This is a genomic window from Parabacteroides chinchillae, from assembly GCF_900108035.1.
Classification (GTDB): Bacteria; Bacteroidota; Bacteroidia; order Bacteroidales; family Tannerellaceae; genus Parabacteroides; species Parabacteroides chinchillae.
Window position 1 is genome coordinate 1 of the sequence record NZ_FNVS01000005.1, and the last position, 18703, is coordinate 18703.

Consider the following 18703-nt stretch of genomic DNA (forward strand, 5'->3'; position numbering starts at 1 on the left):
ACGAACTACAACAACTATATCCGCTGTGTGCGGGGTACATTAGTACCGCCAAATAAGGTCACCATCGACCAGTCCGTAGCCGATGCTTATAAGGCAGAACTGGATGCCCAGGGGAGAACCCTTACTCATTTTCCTCCATTCAATTACGATGGTGGTACAGTTACAGGCACAACCGGTTCCGATTATAAAGGTGTATCTTCTACTGCTACTATAAGTACACCTTATTCTATCGAGGTGTCTAAGACTCAGCCTTCGGGTGCTTATCAATATGATAATGGCAATGCCAAAGCTCAGTGTACAGCTTTGGGTAGCGGTTGGCGTCTTCCTACTCAGATCGAGTTGTTCGCCATGTATCAGAATAAGGCTACGCTAGAGAATATATCCGGCTTCGCTGCGTTCATCGGCTCTGGCTACTGGAGTAGTTCGGTCTACGATGGTTATGCCGGTGGCCGCTGCGTACTGCGCTTCAGTGATGGCAGTTTCAGTGGCAACGTCACGGTCGACAGTCGGTATGTTCGCTGTGTCCGGGATATCTGATCAATGGATAGAAATGGCTTTAGCCCGGTTTCAATTGCCGTCGGTTTCAACCGACGGATAGTAGAGCCATCCTCTTTCAAGGGCTTTAGCCCAATTGGAATGTACATCCCTTAATCCGTCCACTAAAGTAGACGGCAACCGAACTTAGGCTAAAGCCTACAAAGAGAACATACTTTAGACCGTCCGCTGAAGCGGACGGTAACTAAAACCAGGCTAAAGCCGACAGTGAATGTACATCCTTAATTTCGACTTTAGACACACCTTCTTGTCTTCATTTGAATTGTCTACCGGCTACTTACTCCTTATAATCTATCCACACTTTCATCTTACCGGCGTTGCGGTTATCCCAAGTATAGTAAGGAACCAAGCGGATGTTTTCGTTGCCATTGGCAGCCTGGATAGCTACTACTCCATCCAACAGGTTTGCATCGAATCCTTCGGTAAAAGTGGTTGCCGCAGAGACGGCCAATTTATCAAAACCTTGCTTATTGTCGGTTTCTTCCATACAATAAACAAGCGGTCCGCGCTGAATGGCACGTTTGCCAATGTTCTCTTTCACACGGGAATCGGCTTCAACCATTTCGACAGGCATAGCCATATCCAATGTAATGATATCGCCGGACTTCCATTCGTTATCCAACACTGCATATCCCTTTTCTATCGCAGGGCTAACCTGTTTACCATTTACAGCAAGCGTATATTGTTTACACCAACCCGGAATACGCATACGTATCTCTTTCTTCAATGGAGAAGATGTAGAAACCGTAAGTTGTACTTGTCCGCTCCATGGATAGGAGGTTTCCTGTTTCAATACGATATTACCTTTGTCGGTCGGAACTTCGGTGGTATTGCCCATATACAAGTTAACCCATATAGCCTTGTCGGAAGTACCATAAATATAGTTACCGATAGAAGGCAGGAAGCGTGAAATCTGGCTCGGACAACATGCACAACCATACCATGCCTGGCGGTGGTGCTCGCCTTTCGATTCCAACGGATTTACATAGAAGAAACGGTCACCCGCCAATGAAATACCAGCCAGAGCACCGTTATACATCGAACGTTCAAGCACGTCTATATACTTTGAGTCGCCGGTGAACTGGTTCATACGCTGATTCCAGTATACCATACCCACCGAAGCACATGTTTCGCAATAGGCATCCAGATTAGGCAGATCATAGTCTTCGGTAAAGCCTTCGTTATGTCGCGACGAACCTATACCGCCGGTAATATACATATTGCGCAACACCACATCATCCCAAAGGCGGTCTAATGCCTTTATATATCCTGTGTCTTTCTTCAGGGCAGCCACGTCGGCCATGCCGCAATAAAGATACATGCAGCGTACGGCATGTCCGGCAATATCCGTCATCTCTCGCACCGGCATTTCATCCTGGTAATAGTAAGGATTCCATTCACCCTCGCCTCCCATTGTTCCGTGGCCGTGGCCGCGTTCTTCGATCAGCCAGTTGGCAAAGTCGAGATATTTCTCCTCCTGTGTCACCTCATAGAGCTTGACAAGCGCCAGTTCTATCTCCTCGTGCCCGGGAACCCAATGGCGTTTATCAGGGCCAAACTGCGTCATCATGTGGTCGGCCATGCGGATGCAGACATCCAGCAGTTTACGCTTTCCGGTGGCTTTGTAATAAGCAACACCGGCCTCGGTCATGTGTCCGGCACAATACATCTCGTGCTTATCCATATTGGTCCACCGCTTATCCAGTCCGGTGAGGGTGTAGAACGTATTGATGTAACCATCCGGTTGTTGGGCGGCGGCAAACTTGTCGATCCATTCATCGGCTTTCTTTTCAAGTTCGGGATTGGGGTTATTGATAAGGCTGTAAGCTATGCCCTCAAGCGCCTTATAAACATCGGAGTCGTCGAAGAAGATACCGGAGTGCTCCCCTTCACCTTTCGCGGCATTCTCGAAGTTGCGGATGCGTCCCGTCTGGTTTTCGATCTGATCGATACAAACCGGAAGCGTGGCCGATATGTGTTTAGCCAGGCGCGGCGACCAGAAGTTATCCTGTATCTTTACATGTGAGAAGTCTACTTGCTCAATCATCTTAAGCGGCGCTTCCTTTGTAACTTGCTGTTCCTTGCATCCCCACAACGAAAGGCAGGCAAGGGATAATAATACGTACTGTTTCATGCTATTAGAATTAAGTAATTAAAAAATGGTATAAATAAACGGAGCCAAAGCCGTGCCCTGCGTGAGCACAACCAACAACGAAATAAGCAGCAGGATGATAACGAGCGGTATCAACCAATACTTCTTCCGGTGTACCAGAAAACCGAAAAATTCCTTTATAAAGTCTGTCATCTTATCTATGTGTTAATACTGTTTTTCCAAATCCGAAGCTTCATATAGCTTATTGCGCACCACAAACACGCTACCGGTATCTTTCTTAAACTTCCGGAGGCACAAGGCATCTTTGCCCAATATTCTCCGTAACAAGCCAACCGGAGTTACGACAATGCAGAAGATCAGCAAAAGAAGTATTTTGGTAACTACCACATTCAATATCTCGCCCAGACGAAACCACAGCCACGTAAACGGGGTGAAAAGCTTCGGAAAAAGCAACGTGATCAACAGCACTATAATAATAACGGCCGAAAGCTGCAAATCCCTAAACCGGCCGGCAACCAATAATACCAATGCAGCAAGAATACCAAACTCCATATTCTTCCGTCTATCCGCCATAACCTGCCTGTTTTAAATAATAAGACGCTTTTTCCTGTTGCTGCAAACGAAGAGCCAAAGAGGCCGCCTGTTTCAGGAAAACCTTTTCGTGCGGAAGTTCCAGACACATCTGTTCAACAATGCGAAGGGCACCGGCATAATCCTTATTCTGTATATAGTGATTATTCAACTGCTGCATGGCTTGTCCCCAGTTCAGTTTGCGAACAAAAAACTGTGCAGCTGTTCTGTACTCGCGGTTGTTTTTATCATAATTCAGTTTTGAGGCCGGCTCGTTGAAAGGCCATTGCTGCCGGAGCTTCCATATTACCAGATCGCCGTAGATGGTATCAAAAGAAGTTACCGGATATTCCGTAGCCAAATCGACAGTAGTACCCACCTGTGCAGAAGTTTTGAATGCCGGAAAATCGGCTAGCAAAGCATCATAGAAGGAGTCGGCAATGAGCCGTTGCCCCGCCAGATTAGGATGCACATGTTCTAGCATAAGTTCATTTCCAACAATGCCGTTGGGCGAGTTGGCGGCAAAACGGGCGGCAATATCTGTCACATAAACATTCTGTATCTGTTTACCATACTTGCGAATAATGTCATTGAATGCCTCAGGAGCACGAAAACGCAAGCCGTCATACTCTTTGGCCAGCATATAATGCTGCTGTGCCTCGTGCCATGACGAGTCGGCATACGCCTTTTCCGCCAAATTATATTCTTGTATGGCATTATTTCGGACAGAAACAGAGTCTTTGCTTAATGGTTTTTGTCCTTTCAGATTGCAGGCTAATGTTCCGATAAAAACAGGGATATGATGTTGCTCAAACAAATACAGCATATCACCCAGATTGCGGTCGAACTGTTCGATCCCGTCCTGCCATGCTTCGGATTGGTAAGGAATTTGCTGACGTGCAGCCATACGTTCCATTAAAGTCAGGTCCTGGTCAGTAACAGAAGTATCTTTGGGTTTGAAACTACCGGCCAGTTGAGAAAAGGCTTGTATCAGTTTCAGGTTGCGGGCAGCAAGCATCGTCCGTATTAATAACGGGTTACAGCCTATCCGGCTCGAAGAAGCAATACCCAACGCACCGTAATATTCGTTATGTCCGGCATAAACAAGAACACCGTCGGGTTCATAATCTGCCAACTGTCTGGAGAAGTCGTATAAGGCATATGTATTAATAGCGGTAAGGGAAAGGTTAATGATTTCGATATTGTTCTGTGGAAAACGGAATTGCAGTTTATATTTCAGCATCCGGGCAAAGGAGCCGTTGTGCATATAAGGAAATCCGATGGAGGAAGATGCACCAAGTACAAAGAAGCGAAACGTACCGGCCGGTTTCTTTTTATAGAATGTTTCCCGGTTGCCAATAGTGGCATTCTGGTGTGCGGTAAAGTATTTTTTAGAGATGTCGTGGTTCATCACCCAAAAACGGGCGTCCTGATCGGTAACAAACAAGCGGGTATCATATCCGTAATTAACTATACGCAAAATGATTTCTACCACTGCCACCAGGATGAACGGCAAAAGTATGGCAATCAGTTTATATGTGTGTTGTCTTTTCATACTATGTTTCACTTTGTTTTATGCCTGTGAAACTTTTGTTTCGTCCTAACAAAACTTTTGTTTCATGCCGATAAAACTTTTTTGCATCGGCATGAAACAAAGTTACATTGAATTTATTTCAGAAGCAATCTGCTGTTACTTTGAAGTATAATTCGGATTTTGTGTCAGATTCGGATTGGATGTAAGTACACTTTCCGGAATAGGGAATACGGTACGGTAATCGCCTTGCGGTTCGTGTGACAGCCAACTCTTTTTCGTATAAGTTCCGAAGCGGATCATATCGCGGCGACGGTGGGTTTCCCAAGCAAACTCCCAACCCAATTCGTCATACAGACGTCCGAACTGAACAGGATCAGTATTGCCATCTTTCACAATCTTGTAGTTTTCTACAAAGCCATAGCGATAAGAGGTGTTTGCTTTCAACTGTTCGTCGGTAACGATAGCCTTTTCAGGATTATCCTTAAAGTTACGTTGACGAACTTGTGTTACCAAAGCCCCTGCACCCGGTTTGCCTGTGCGCAACAAACATTCGGCCTTCATCAGCAACACTTCTGCATAACGCATCAACGGGAAGTCGGTATCGGAAGAACCCGGTGTACGTGGCAGAACTTCAAACTTGTTCATACGGTAACCGTCTGTTTCGTTTGTATAGTTTCCGCTCATTACCTCTTTCTGGAAGCTCAGTGGCTGGCCTTTCTTATCGTATGTACACATCAACAGCGTTGTTCCGTCGTATGAATATTGGTCACCCATCAACCATGTGTCCGACAAACGTGTATCGGCAGGATCATAGGTGTCGATAAACTGCGTAATACCCATAGCCGATCCGCTGCCCCAAGGAGTTGCTTCCAAGTCGAACTTCTTCTGCAATTCACCATGCCAAGAAAACATGTGAATGCTTTGGCCACCGGCCAGTGTCTTGTCATACGGAATGGTAAACAGGATTTCTTTTGAAGATTCGGTTCCTGTTGCACGGAACGAGTCTTTGTAATTTGGAGACAATGCGCATTTGCCGCTGTTGATAATATCATCGCACTGAGCAATACAATCATCCCAATGGCTCTCGCCAACATACACTTCTGCATTCAGATATACGTTTGCCAACACACATTTGGCAGCCCATTTATTAAGACGTCCGTACATCTTGCCGCCTTGTTCTTCGCTCAAGTCAGGAATTGCTTCATTCAACTCGCTTACCACGAAATCAAAAATTTCTTTACGTGTTACCTTTCCCGGTAAATCTACGGTAGGTTCGGTAAGCAACGGAGCATCGCCGAAATTATCACAAATCAACCAGTAGAAATAAGCACGCACGGCTCTCAGCTCGGCAATACCTGCTTTTTTTTCTGCATCGGATGCAGCCGGCAATTTGCCTGAAGCAATCTGAGAAAGTACAGTATTTGACAACACAACGCCCTGATAGAAACTATTCCACATGTGCAACGGATGCTGCTGTTCGGATGTCCATTTATGATAGTGCATCATACGATATGTCCCACCATCATCCCAACCGGAAGAGTTGGGTGGCATAACAATTTCGTCGGAACTGATTTCCTGTGCAGCCCAATATCTCTCGTGGGCAATAAAACGGAAATAACTGTACACACTTGCAACCGTAGGCCCGAAGTCTTTTTCGGTATAGTTATAGTTTTGTTCGGTTACCTTTGAGAATACTTTCTCATCCAGATTATTGCTGCAGCTTACGGCAGAACCCATACAAAACAAAGCAACAGCTAATTTAATATATGTCTTCATATTCTTCACGTATTAAAATTTAACAGATACACCTAACGTATACGTTCTTGCTGCCGGATAACGACTCTTATCATCAACACCCGGAGTAAGGCCACCAATGCTGACTTCAGGATCGATGCCCGAATATCCGGTGATGGTAGCCAGGTTAGAGATTGTTCCGTAAACACGCAAGCTCTTCACCCAGGTATTAAAGTTGAATGTATATCCCAACGTTACATTGTCGATCTTCCAGTAATCACCCTTTTCTACATAATAACTTACATATTGCAAGCCCTGATCGTCGGCCAGAGGAGTTTTGCCATATACTTTATCATAAGAAGTATTGAGGATATTACCACGAGTCAACATGATAGGAGCGCCAAATTGCAACTTAGCGACATTCAGGATGTCGAATCCGAATGCACCGCGCATCGTTACATTCAAGTCGAAGTTTTTCCATCTAACGGTATTGTTCCAGTTCAGATAATGCTTAGGAAGACCATTACCGATTACCTTCTTATCGTCGGGAACCTGATCGGCGATAGGTTTCGGATTGCCGTCGGCACCTTCAATAATCCAGTGTCCGGTTTCATCAATATCAATACTCTTATATCCGTAGAAATTACCGATAGGCTGGCCTACTTCAATACGGTGTGTGGCCATCTGCATAGGTTCGGGCAACCATCCCTGATCTGAATAATCATTAGACACATACATATCGCTCGACAAAGAAAGCAACTCACTCTTGTTGGTAGAGTAGTTCACAGATGTCTGCCATTGCCAGTCTTTTGTCTGTACAGGAAGAGCAGAAACCGTTACTTCAATACCTTGGTTACGAACCGAACCACCATTTGCTGTCATATCAGAATACAAATACGGAGGAAGAGGAACTTGGTATCTCCACAACAGGTCGCTTGTTGTACGATGATAATAGTCTACCGTAGCTGTCAAACGGTCGTCCAAGAAACCGGCATCGATACCCACGTTGGCCTCTTTCTTACGTTCCCATCTTAGGTTTGGGTTGGCATTGGAAGCCGGACGGATTGTTTTAATAAAAGAGCCGTTATAATATACATACGTACCGAAATCCAACGTATTCAATGACATATAAGCCTCTTCCGGAGCCGTACCGGTTACACCATAACCCGCACGCAGTTTCAACTGGCTTAACGGTTTAACATCCTCCATGAAATCCTCATCCTTAATGCTCCATGCACCTGATACCGATGGGAATGTACCCCATTTATGGTTAGCACCGAACTTAGAAGAACCTTCGTGACGCACACTGGCAGCCAACATATATTTGCCCTTGTAGCTATAGTTGAAACGACCGAAATAACCAATCAATAAACTTTCGGTTTGTTCAGAATTTTCAGCAGCGCGGCCGTCTTTCAATGCTTGCCCTGTCTGCATACCATTATAGGTGTAATCGTCAGAAGGGAAGTTGAAGTTCTGCATCCAATAGAACTGATAGTTTGTACGCATCCAGCTATAACCTCCCAGTAATGAGAATGTATGATCTTTAAACAAAGTCTTTTTCCAGGAAGCAGTCACTTCGGACAGATCGTCTACTTTACGTTTTGTACCTCTTGAAGCAAAACCGGTTCTGCCGTTTTTATATGAAGCAATATGATTTGTTGTTTCATAATAACCGCGTGTCTGGTTATAAGTATTGGATGATACAAGGTATTTAATATCCAACCCCTCAATCGGAGTCAATGTAGCGGAAGCAAACATACGGAGGTTGGTCGCCTGGTTTTCACCTTCTACCTCTTCCAAAAGAGCCACCGGATTCAAATAGTCTGTTTTTGAAGGGCTTTCAGACCACTTACCATCTTCCCCCCTAACCGGAGTAGTTGGGTTATAAGTAATTGCATTACGGTATACTTCTTTATTATAACCGTTATCATCATCCGAACCGGCAAAATAAGATTGTTTGTATCCGCTCAAACTAGCATTCAATTTCAACATATTGTTAAACATGCGGTGAGTAACTTCCACACGCGGATAATACATCTGGTTCTTGGTACGTTTAATAATACCTTCGATACCACGATATTCGAAACTGGCCACATAATTAGTAGTTTTCGTACCGCCACGCAAGCTGATATTATATATCTGGGTCAGAGGAGTCTGCATTACTTCGTCCAGCCAGTTCGTACTTGAACCGTCATCCTGTGCTCCCGGTTTTCCCTGAGCCACCAGATTACGGTATTCATCGGCAGTGAAGAAAGGCAGTTTTTTTGTTATCTGCTGAGTGGCAAGATAAGCATTTACATCTACTGATGTAGGCATTTCACCTTTAGCATTCTTTGTTGTGATAAGGATTACACCGTTTGTACCACGGGTACCGTAGATGGCCGCAGCCGAACCGTCCTTCAAAACGTCGATCTGTTCGATATCGTCCGGTGAAACCATATTCATATCACCTGGTATACCATCAATCAGCACCAGAGGTGCTGCACTTTGCAGCAAAGTGTTGGCTCCACGCAATGAAATCTGTGAATTCCCCACCGGGTTAGCATCAGGAGTAACAATGCTCAAACCGGCCACCTGGCCACGGATAAGCTGAGCAGCATCCGAAGTCGGAACCTTCACAAAATTATCAGATTTAATGGTAGAAATAGCGCTGGCTACTTCACCCTTTTTCTGTGTACCATAACCTACAACAACCACCTCATCCAGACTTTGTGTATCATCAACCAGACGGATAGTCATCACATTTTGATTACCTACAGGAATATCCTGTGTCAGATAACCAATATAAGAGATCTGAAGAATTGCTTTATCAGGAACATCCAGGGCGTACTTTCCGTCGATGTCCGTTACAGTTCCGTTTGTAGTACCTTTTACTACAACATTGGCACCAATAACAGGTTCGCCGGATTTATCAACCACAGTACCTGTAATCTGACGAGTTTTTTGCTGTGTAATCATAGGACTCGCTTCGTTCTGTACATTACTGCCATCTGCAGCATATGTACCAGTAGCAAAAATAAAAGGAGCGATTAAAATTAATTTTGCTATTCGTTTTTTTTCGTTGTGCATTTTTCGGAGAGGTGGTAAACTCTCTGTACAAATTCTTTCCATACAATTGTAGTGTTTTTATTTAATACTCAGATTTAAGGAGGAGAGTCTTGTACTGATTTTAAATTAAGTAGTATGACTATTCTCTTTGATTCAAATTTTGTCACTTCCTTACTCCATAGGCTAACAAATTATAAGTTTATATTTATCTCATTTCAGATGAAGCATACATAAATATCATTTGTTCTACAGCGTCCTATTCATTATCATGAATTATGGTTTATCCACAGCAAATCTTTTATTCGTTTAGAACTTTACAAATATAGATAATAATATTCCAAACTGATACGAACTGGTATGATTAATTTACAATGTTATACAACATAGACCAGTTCGTACCTGTTGAAAAGAATAAATTATAATTTTGTAGACTAAAAAGGAAGTTTTATTTTTTCAAAAATTCCACAAAGAAAGGTTAACACTTGATTTACAACATATCTTGCACTTTATATACAAATTCCATCCATACCCAATAACGAATGGCTTTTCCTAAAAACATGGAGATAGCAACAATCCATATATTTGCCCGAAGAAATCCTAAAGCTACTGCAATAAAGTCTCCTATCCCAGGAAGGAAAACAAAAAACCCCATCCAAGAGCCTTTATCTTTTATCCAATTTTGCACTTTTTCAAGTTTCGAGGGATCCAACTTCAAATACTTTTCAATCCACTCTACCTTACCGAGCATACCCAGCCAATAGCAGCTCATACCTCCCAGGAAATTTCCTAAAGTAGCAGCAACCATACAAGGCCAGTATGCGGCTCCGGCAAGCAATACTCCCGTCAGAACAACCTCACTGCTAAAAGGCAATATAGTTGCAGCTAAAAACGAAGCTACAAATACGCCGATATATCCATATTCTATAAGAAATTCCATAAGCGGATAAATAAAAGTGCAATAAACAGCAATACTGTAAAATGAAACAACCAGAATATATATTTGTTATGTACTACAGTAAAGAAATGCGCCATTAATATAGAAGAAGGAACACAGGCCATTTCCAAATATTCTTCAGATGATTGTTCATATATAAAAAACAAGACAAATGACCATATAGCCAAAACAATAACAAAAGACAAAAACTGCCGCGTACGTAAATTATCTTCATACTCATGCGCTAGGATGTTAATGGAAGCAATAATTGTTATCAATGCCACATAGATAAGGCCTATCCAATCTATAAAAGTTCCTTTTATCTGCAAGAAATGTATTTTAAACAATGAAGTAAAAGGAATAATAAATGGTGAAAAATCTTTTTGCCAGACACACCATCCCAAAACAAACCAATAAACAGTACTAACTCCTAAAAAGGATGCCATAAACGTACGGACATTCAACGAACGAAACCGATACATCCCATACCAGAATAATGGCAGAAACCATAATATGTGTATCCAAAGCAGACTACCTACTCCGATTAACAGAGCGGCATTGTATGCTTTATCCATTGATTCCGGATTATGATAGGATGTGAACAATTGATAAACAGCAAAAATCAGGCAAAAGACTCCTAAAGAAGTAGATTTAAGAGGGAAAAAGTCCGGGTTTGTACTAATAAGCAAAATAAAAAAAAGAAACGGGAGCAACGTCTTTTCCCTGATAAGCATAAGAGCATAATTAGCTCTATGTAAAAGAAACGCACCTCCAATCATTAACGCCATACCGATTACATAGGTAAATGCCTTATTAGGCAAAAGCTGGCAAATAGCATTCCAGAGAGGAGGAGCAGCTACCTCGCCATATACAGGATAGCCTATTGAATAAACATAGCTCACTATCCAACTGGCTATACATGCAATAAATGCATATAAATAGGCAGTTGGAGTAGCAATTGTATATTTACGATATTGTGACGTTCCTCTCATTTATACAGTATACAGAACTTCCGCCAATTCTATAAGTCAAAACCAATATCACTCCGGAAATATTTCTTTTCGAAGTTTATTGCTTTTGCACCTGCAAACGACCTATTTAAAGCATCCGCTTTATCTTTACCATACGAACTAACTGCAATAACACGGCCTCCGTTTGTCAGAATCTGTTCTCCGGAAACTTTTGTGCCGGCATGGAAAATTATATTTTCCGACGATACTTTATCCAGTCCGGAAATAACTTTATCCTTTTCATAAGTTTCAGGATAGCCCCCGCTGACAAGCATCACAGTCACGGCTGCACGAGGGTCGTGTACTAATGTGCGCTTTGCTAAATTTCCTTCGGCAATGCCTTCCAACAACTCAACCAGATCGCTCTGAATACGAAGCATTACTACTTCTGTCTCAGGATCACCCATACGGCAATTATATTCTATTACCATCGGTTCGTTCTTTACGTTGATAAGCCCTAAAAAGATAAAACCTTTATAATCGATCTTTTCAGCCTTCAGCCCTTCGATAGTAGGACGGATAATACGTTCGTCCACCTTTGCCATAAATACTTCATCTGCAAAAGGAACCGGAGAAACAGCTCCCATACCACCCGTATTCAAACCTGTATTGCCTTCTCCTATACGCTTATAATCTTTAGCAACCGGCAGGATTTTATAACCGTTGCCATCTGTCATTACAAAAACAGAACATTCTATCCCATCTAAAAACTCTTCAATAACGACAGTCTTACTGGCATCACCAAACATACCGCCCAGCATATCGCCCAACTCTTTCTTTGCTTCATCCAGACTATCGATAATCAAAACCCCTTTTCCTGCTGCCAAACCATCAGCTTTTAATACATAAGGAGCAGACAACGATTCAAGGAATGTATATCCTTCCTGCAGATTTTCAGCAGAAATACTTTTATAGCGAGCTGTCGGGATATGATGACGCATCATAAAAGATTTGGCAAAGTCTTTGCTTCCCTCCAACTGGGCACCTTCTTTACTTGGTCCGATCACAGGAATAGTAGCCAAGGCAGAATCTTTTTTAAAGAAATCGTATACACCTTTTACCAGAGGATCTTCCGGGCCAACAACAACCATATGAATATCATTTGCCAAAACAAATTCTTTAATAGCAGAGAAGTCATCGGCCTTCATATTTACATTCGTACCAATAGAAGCTGTACCGGCATTACCGGGAGCAATATATAACTTATCCGTTTTCGGACTTTGTGCAATCTTCCAGGCTATTGCATGTTCGCGGCCGCCGGAGCCCAATAATAAAATGTTCATATATCCTTTCTTAGCTTTAATAAATTGGGGCAAATGTACAAAATCTATTTTGAATACCCTCTGTTACCGGATAATAAGGTCGGTTGTTACTGTCCGTTTCAGCGGTATCCACAGGATTAATTTGTCGCCGTAGTCTTCCAGGCTCTGATCTGTCATCCAGATATTGTTTTCGCTCACAATTGCCGGGATATATCCTGCACCTTTCCAAAAGATATACTTGATCGGTTTATCAGGGAGCAGTTGCAGACTATTTCTTCAGATAGTCATCGAAATACCGCGTGATTTTCTCATAAAGATGCGGACGGTCTTTTCCGGTTACATTATGAACATGGCGCGGATAAACAAAATAATCAGGATAAGTATCTGCATCCACACATGCCTTCAAGAAACCTAAACTATGCTGCCAGACAACTACCGGATCAATATCACCATGTATCAGCAACAAATGCCCTTTCAGATTTCCTGCTTTCAGTTTCAGATTGGCATTCTTATATCCTTCCGGATTATCCTGCGGACGATCCATATAGCGTTCACCGTACATAATTTCGTAATTGCTCCAATCGATCACCGGACCACCTGCTACTGCTACTTTAAACACGTCTGGATATGTCAGGATCAGGTTTGTCGTCATAAAACCACCATAGCTCCAGCCATGCACACCAATACGGTCAGAATCTACGTAAGACAGACTTTTCAGGAAATCCACACCTTTCATTTGATCTGCCATTTCATTCACTCCTAAATTACGATGGATCACACTTTCAAATACATGTCCACGATTAGCAGAACCCCGGCTATCCAATGTAAAAACCACATATCCGCGTTGTGCCATATATATATCCCAACCACGCACACCATTCATCCATTCCCCTGTTACCAGCTGTGTGTGCGGACCACCATATACATATATAATAGTAGGATATTTCTTTGTCCTATCAAGACCTAACGGTTTTACTAACCGATAATTCAAATCCGTAATCCCGTCATCAGCTTTAATTATACCTGTTTCAATCTCCGGCATTGCATATCCTTCATACGGATTCTTTGCTGACAACAACGTTTTAACAGATTGTCCGTCCTTCGTCCTGATAACATCTATGTCACGGGGAACAGACGGGGAAGAATTACGATCTATTGCATACAAACCGGAAAGGCTGACAGACACGTTATGCACACCTTTCTTTATATTCAGACAGGTCCGTTTGCTATTCTTCAAATTTACTTTCCAAGCATACACCTCCATCGGGGTCCCGTAACTGAAAGAACTTAACGGGTGCGGAGCTGTTGCGGAAATAAAGATATTTTCTCCTTTTTGATCGAAACCAAGTATATCCAAAACCACCCATTCACCAGAAGTCAGTTGTTTTAGTTGTTTGCCAGTGGTGTCGTATAAGTAAAGATGGTTATATCCGTCTCGCTCACTTTGCCAAATAAACTTGCCCGGATCATTTGGCAAGAAAAGAACCGGATGCAAAGGATCAACATAACGTTCATCCTTTTCCGTAAATAACTCAGCTTCTTTTTCTCCGGTCAGAGCCGAATAGCGGACTAATTGCATATCGTTTTGATCACGATTCAATTCGGCAATATAAATACTCTTTTCATCCGGACTCCAAGCTATATTTGTAAGATATTTTTCTTTGGGTAACCCCGTCTTAAGCCATATTGTATTTCCTGTAGACAAATTATAAACGCCCACTGTTACCTCATGGCTTTTCATACCTGCCATCGGATATTTATGCGGTTCAACCACTGCACAACGGGCATCAATATTAACAAAAGGATAATCGGTAACCATACTTTCGTCCATCCGGTAAAAAGCCAGTGCAGAACCTTTAGGAGACCAAAATGTCCCTTTCACAATACCGAATTCATTCTGATGTACCGACTTACCACAAACAACTCCATCCTGTGTTTCACATGTAACAACACTTACTTCATTATCGGGAGAAAGGATACGAAGATTATTTCCTTCCGTAAAAGCAAGATAACCATTAGCCGGACAAAAGTCATAATTCGCTCCATCCTTAGGCAAACGATAGTCTGCAACTATTTTATTCTCTTTAAAGTTATAACAAATCCGATGTCCTTTACTTTCAAAAGAAACAACCGGCTCTCCGGCATAAGGCAAAGATAACACGGGTAAATTTCCTGTTGTTTGCAAACCTGCTGCAACCAAGGCGTTATTCAACTGTTCACGTGTAAGCACTACCTTTTCTGTATTACCAGGAACAGTTCCCAGCAAACTATCACCTTTGGCATATATATACATATCACCACACCACTGCAACTGTTCCAGGTTTCGGGGAACAAAACGATTATACGTCTTTCCTCCTGGAATCAGATCATGTAAGGTAAGAGTATCTTTATTTTGAGCTATAAGCGACATAGATACAGAAACGATCAGCAGACAGACCAGCCTTATTCTTTTAATCATCGAAATCATTCTTTCCTCCCCTTCTAAAAGGTTTTTTAAATGAACGTTTATCATCACGACGCCGACCTTCATCACGATAACGCATTTTTCCAACCTTTTTACCCGGGATAAAATTAGAACGTTCTTCATCATTCTCACCATGAGCTGCTGCAAAACGGCGATCCGGACGATCCATGCGTGCAGTACGGAAATTTGTATTTTTAACCGTTTTCGAACCATCAGAACGCTTCACTACGGGAGAACGGCCGGAACGATCTTCATCTTTTCCTTCATTCAAAGCTTTCTTATAGTCTTTATTCTTTCCATCAAACATTTCATAGCAACGATATTCACATTCCAATGAGCCATTCATCAACTTCATCTTTTCACTCGGACGAAGTCCTATCTTATCAAAACATTCGTCTTTATAGCTCAAGATCCATGCCTGATAACCTGTAAATACATGCTTCAAACGTTCACCTATCATATTGTATAATCCCAGTAGGTCACGAGACGAAATACGTTCTCCATAAGGAGGGTTCATAACCAGTATACCAGGCTGTGGTGCTTCATTATATTGCTGTAAAGGCACTACTTTCAGATCAATATATTTTACTAATCCCGCACTCCGGATATTTTCCAAAGCAATATCTATAGCTGCTTGCGAAATATCGGAACCGTAACACTTAAACGTGAATTCCCTCTCTTTACTTTCATCATTATAAATACGATCAAATAACTCCTGGTCAAAATCGATCCATTTCTCAAAAGCAAATTCCTTACGATGAATACCTGGTGCAATATTAAGAGCAATCATGGCAGCCTCTATCAGCAGCGTACCCGATCCACACATCGGATCAACAAAATTAGATTCTCCTTTCCAACCTGTTTTCATAATCATACCGGCAGCAAGCACTTCATTCAGCGGAGCTTCTGTTTGATCCACACGGTAACCGCGTTTATGCAAACTTTCGCCCGAGCTATCAATAGAGAGCGTACAATCATTATGCGAGATATGAATATTAATATATAAATCAGGATTATTCACACGGACAGAAGGACGCTTCTGCATCTTTTCCATAAAATAATCGACAATAGCATCCTTCGTGCGATATGCAACAAATTTAGAATGGTTAAAATCTTCGGAATAAATCACAGAATCTATTGCAAACGTCTTGTCTAACGACAAATATTTTTCCCATTCTACTTTCTTTACTTCATTATATACGGTATCTGCATCTTTGGCTTTGAAGTGATAGATCGGTTTTAGGATACGAAGTGCCGTACGACAACAAAAGTTTGCCTTATAAAGCAACTCTTTATCTCCTGTAAAAGAAACCATACGACGACCTATTTGCAAATCGTTGGCACCCAAGGCTAATAACTCACCGGCCAAAATATCTTCTAACCCATAAAGGGTTTTGGCCACCATTTCAAATGTCTCGTTCATTTCAATTGAAAGTTGAAAACAGATTCACAAATCTGCATTTTGATTATTTATATTGTTTTTAAATTCATCCATCCAAATCAACAGCCATTAACCAACGATCTGCTGCACTATCGCTCCGGCCGGAACATCTTCCGATATCCATACGTTACCGCATATTGTAGCGCCCTTGCCAATTCGTATCTTGCCAATTAATGTTGCATTCGAATAAATAGTAACATGATCTTCCAATACCGGATGGCGTGCCACACCTCGTATTGCATTGCCATTCTCATCCGGAGGCAATTTTTCTCCTGCCAGACTGACACCCTGAAATATACGAACAAAGTTCCCTATCACACTTGTCTCGCCAATCACTGTACCTGTTCCATGGTCTATTGAAAAATGATGGCCGATCCGTGCTCCGGGATGGATATCTATTCCTGTCTCAGAATGAGCCATCTCTGCAATGATTCGTGGAATATAAGGAACATTCTGTTTGTAAAGCTGATGAGCAATACGATAATTGACTATTGCCCTAAAACCGGGATAACAAAATATAACTTCACCCGGATTTTGCGCAGCAGGATCACCATTAAAAGTAGCTTCTATGTCTGTTGCCAAAACAGCCCGTATTTCAGGAAGATTAGAAATAAATTCTTCAGAATGCTTTTCCGCAATCCGAAACACTTTTTCCTCCGGACAAGTAACACAAGAAGCATCTGCGAAACAAAGTCCGGCATAGATTTGGCGCGAAAGTAAAGCGTGAAGTGTTTCCACATTCACACCCGTATGAAAACGAATGGTTTGTTTGTTAATACGTGCATTTCCATAATATCCGGGAAATAAAACAGACCGGCACAAATCTACGATTTCCTTCAAAACCTCAGCCGAAGGAAGCGCCTCTTCATCCCGGTAAGCATGAAACAATTGCTTGTACGATGCCTCATCCGATAGTTTATCCACCGTGTCACCCAGTACTTTGCTATGCTCCTGCAAATTCATTGTTTCTCAGAATATTCTTTATGCTTCGCAAAGATAACTTATTTTTCAATTCAATAATTCAAGACTACCCTAAATTGCAATTCCCCCGGCGGTACATTAACTGCAAAATCACTATATGTTACATAGAAAGCAATTGACCCCGGCATAAAATCGAAGTTAATAATTTCAGACCATCTTGCATCCTCTGTATTTTCCAAAGGTAATGTATATGGTAATGGGGTTTGCACTTCATTATTTTGTCCCGGATTCTGGATCAGATAAGCAAATACATTTCCGTCCACATAAAGATCGTTTGTAAGCTCCTTTATCGGAACTTCACACATATAATACGGATTACGCCCATCAGGATCAGAATACATCTTCCAATCTTTCTCACGTATTGTATATGTATCTACAAACCAGTACATACCAGAACCATCCTGCCCCGGAGGGCCAGCCGGACCTTCACAAGCCGTAAAGGCAAGCAAGATCATAAAAAAAAGTAAAAAATTTTTCTTCATTATTATCTCTATTTTTATAGTTTACTTCTTATGCGGTGCTCCAAACTCCTTGCAGGTCACTTCGTCCATTTCCACCTTCCATATCTTAACATTCACAACGGCCGGATCACTATACTTGAAAGTCTTATCTGAATATTGTTTCATTATAATATCCAACGCTTCCACTTTCCGGTCAAAATTTTCTTCGTAAGCCACCTTGCCCCAACAGATTACGCTTTTGGAACGCATTCGGTAACTGCATGCCACTTCGGGGTGCTGAAACACCAGTGCATGATCAGTGCTGAAGGTGATACAAACTTTCGGGTTTCTTTCCAGAATAGAAATACTGCGCCCTTCCTGTGCAGAATGCAGATAAACAACACCATCGCGATAGCCAAAATTCATCGGCAAAACATAAGGCGTTCCGTCCGTATCGGCCAGGCCTACGTAGCAAACATCACATTTGCTGATTATAAATTCTATCTGTTCTTTCTCTGTATGTACAAGCGTCTTCATCTCTTATTCCAATTACGCTCACAAACATAATTAAAAAAGTTCAATCCTGTATTTTCTATTTATGCAATTCTTGCGCAGGA

General features: G+C 42.1%; 15 protein-coding genes. 1 reads left to right on the forward strand and 14 read right to left on the reverse strand.

Translation table 11 applies throughout. From position 1 onward, the window contains the following. The coding region (locus C4S38_RS04910) for an Lcl C-terminal domain-containing protein (RefSeq protein WP_146059450.1) at positions 1-537 on the forward strand (537 nt) is incomplete at its 5' end. A 295-nt stretch (positions 538-832) separates the two neighbouring features. On the opposite strand, the gene C4S38_RS04915 is transcribed toward C4S38_RS04910, so the two are convergent. The 14 genes from C4S38_RS04915 to C4S38_RS04975 form a co-directional block, all read right to left on the reverse strand. Continuing rightward, positions 833-2689, reverse strand: coding sequence for a glycoside hydrolase family 127 protein (locus C4S38_RS04915; protein ID WP_103982788.1), 1857 nt, complete (start codon positions 2687-2689; stop codon positions 833-835). An 18-nt stretch (positions 2690-2707) separates the two neighbouring features. Further along, complete coding sequence (locus C4S38_RS15910) at positions 2708-2860, reverse strand: DUF5989 family protein (RefSeq protein ID WP_099463965.1); 153 nt, start codon at positions 2858-2860, stop codon at positions 2708-2710. A 12-nt stretch (positions 2861-2872) separates the two neighbouring features. Then, positions 2873-3241 carry a hypothetical protein gene (locus C4S38_RS04920; RefSeq protein ID WP_103982789.1) on the reverse strand — a complete coding sequence of 123 codons (369 nt, stop codon included), beginning with the start codon at positions 3239-3241 and terminating at the stop codon, positions 2873-2875. After that, positions 3231-4793 (reverse strand): hypothetical protein, encoded by a 1563-nt coding sequence (locus C4S38_RS04925; RefSeq protein WP_103982790.1) that lies wholly within the window; start codon positions 4791-4793, stop codon positions 3231-3233. Before C4S38_RS04925 ends, C4S38_RS04920 begins: the two co-directional genes overlap by 11 nt. 135 nt (positions 4794-4928) lie before the next feature. Then, positions 4929-6548: a RagB/SusD family nutrient uptake outer membrane protein gene (locus C4S38_RS04930; protein WP_103982791.1), complete on the reverse strand. Its 1620-nt coding sequence runs from the start codon at positions 6546-6548 to the stop codon at positions 4929-4931. Between the two features lie 12 nt (positions 6549-6560). Further along, a complete protein-coding gene (locus C4S38_RS04935) occupies positions 6561-9617 on the reverse strand; it encodes a SusC/RagA family TonB-linked outer membrane protein (protein WP_103982792.1) in 3057 nt (1018 codons plus the stop codon). Between the two features lie 424 nt (positions 9618-10041). Next, the gene (locus C4S38_RS04940; RefSeq protein WP_103982793.1) at positions 10042-10491 is read right to left on the reverse strand and encodes a YqaA family protein; all 450 of its coding nucleotides are present in this window, start codon (positions 10489-10491) and stop codon (positions 10042-10044) included. Beyond that, entirely contained in the window at positions 10476-11480 is a 1005-nt protein-coding gene (locus C4S38_RS04945) for a DUF6427 family protein (protein WP_103982794.1), read from the reverse strand. The genes C4S38_RS04940 and C4S38_RS04945 overlap by 16 nt, the downstream gene beginning before the upstream one ends. A 29-nt stretch (positions 11481-11509) precedes the next feature. Next, positions 11510-12781: a phosphoribosylamine--glycine ligase gene (purD, locus tag C4S38_RS04950; RefSeq protein ID WP_103982795.1), complete on the reverse strand. Its 1272-nt coding sequence runs from the start codon at positions 12779-12781 to the stop codon at positions 11510-11512. A 247-nt stretch (positions 12782-13028) separates the two neighbouring features. After that, positions 13029-15170, reverse strand: coding sequence for a S9 family peptidase (locus C4S38_RS04955; RefSeq protein ID WP_394340841.1), 2142 nt, complete (start codon positions 15168-15170; stop codon positions 13029-13031). Positions 15171-15210: 40 nt separating this feature from the next. Further along, positions 15211-16647 (reverse strand): THUMP domain-containing class I SAM-dependent RNA methyltransferase, encoded by a 1437-nt coding sequence (locus C4S38_RS04960; RefSeq protein ID WP_103982797.1) that lies wholly within the window; start codon positions 16645-16647, stop codon positions 15211-15213. An 87-nt stretch (positions 16648-16734) separates the two neighbouring features. Continuing rightward, positions 16735-17628: a serine acetyltransferase gene (locus C4S38_RS04965; RefSeq protein WP_103982798.1), complete on the reverse strand. Its 894-nt coding sequence runs from the start codon at positions 17626-17628 to the stop codon at positions 16735-16737. Positions 17629-17678: 50 nt separating this feature from the next. Continuing rightward, positions 17679-18128: a hypothetical protein gene (locus C4S38_RS04970; protein WP_103982799.1), complete on the reverse strand. Its 450-nt coding sequence runs from the start codon at positions 18126-18128 to the stop codon at positions 17679-17681. 21 nt (positions 18129-18149) lie between these two features. After that, positions 18150-18623 (reverse strand): pyridoxamine 5'-phosphate oxidase family protein, encoded by a 474-nt coding sequence (locus C4S38_RS04975; RefSeq protein ID WP_099463978.1) that lies wholly within the window; start codon positions 18621-18623, stop codon positions 18150-18152. Between the last annotated feature and the right edge of the window lie 80 nt (positions 18624-18703).

Bases quoted from the DNA above. Each gene is read 5' to 3' on its own strand.
- C4S38_RS15910 (WP_099463965.1), bottom strand. From the start codon at position 2,860: ATGACAGACTTTATAAAGGAATTTTTCGGTTTTCTGGTACACCGGAAG.
- C4S38_RS04945 (WP_103982794.1), bottom strand. From the start codon at position 11,480: ATGAGAGGAACGTCACAATATCGTAAATATACAATTGCTACTCCAACT.
- C4S38_RS04955 (WP_394340841.1), bottom strand. From the start codon at position 15,170: ATGTCGCTTATAGCTCAAAATAAAGATACTCTTACCTTACATGATCTG.
- C4S38_RS04965 (WP_103982798.1), bottom strand. From the start codon at position 17,628: ATGAATTTGCAGGAGCATAGCAAAGTACTGGGTGACACGGTGGATAAA.
- C4S38_RS04930 (WP_103982791.1), bottom strand. From the start codon at position 6,548: ATGAAGACATATATTAAATTAGCTGTTGCTTTGTTTTGTATGGGTTCT.
- C4S38_RS04975 (WP_099463978.1), bottom strand. From the start codon at position 18,623: ATGAAGACGCTTGTACATACAGAGAAAGAACAGATAGAATTTATAATC.
- C4S38_RS04920 (WP_103982789.1), bottom strand. From the start codon at position 3,241: ATGGCGGATAGACGGAAGAATATGGAGTTTGGTATTCTTGCTGCATTG.
- C4S38_RS04960 (WP_103982797.1), bottom strand. From the start codon at position 16,647: ATGAACGAGACATTTGAAATGGTGGCCAAAACCCTTTATGGGTTAGAA.
- C4S38_RS04935 (WP_103982792.1), bottom strand. From the start codon at position 9,617: ATGGAAAGAATTTGTACAGAGAGTTTACCACCTCTCCGAAAAATGCAC.
- C4S38_RS04970 (WP_103982799.1), bottom strand. From the start codon at position 18,128: ATGAAGAAAAATTTTTTACTTTTTTTTATGATCTTGCTTGCCTTTACG.
- C4S38_RS04925 (WP_103982790.1), bottom strand. From the start codon at position 4,793: ATGAAAAGACAACACACATATAAACTGATTGCCATACTTTTGCCGTTC.
- C4S38_RS04915 (WP_103982788.1), bottom strand. From the start codon at position 2,689: ATGAAACAGTACGTATTATTATCCCTTGCCTGCCTTTCGTTGTGGGGA.
- purD (WP_103982795.1), bottom strand. From the start codon at position 12,781: ATGAACATTTTATTATTGGGCTCCGGCGGCCGCGAACATGCAATAGCC.
- C4S38_RS04940 (WP_103982793.1), bottom strand. From the start codon at position 10,491: ATGGAATTTCTTATAGAATATGGATATATCGGCGTATTTGTAGCTTCG.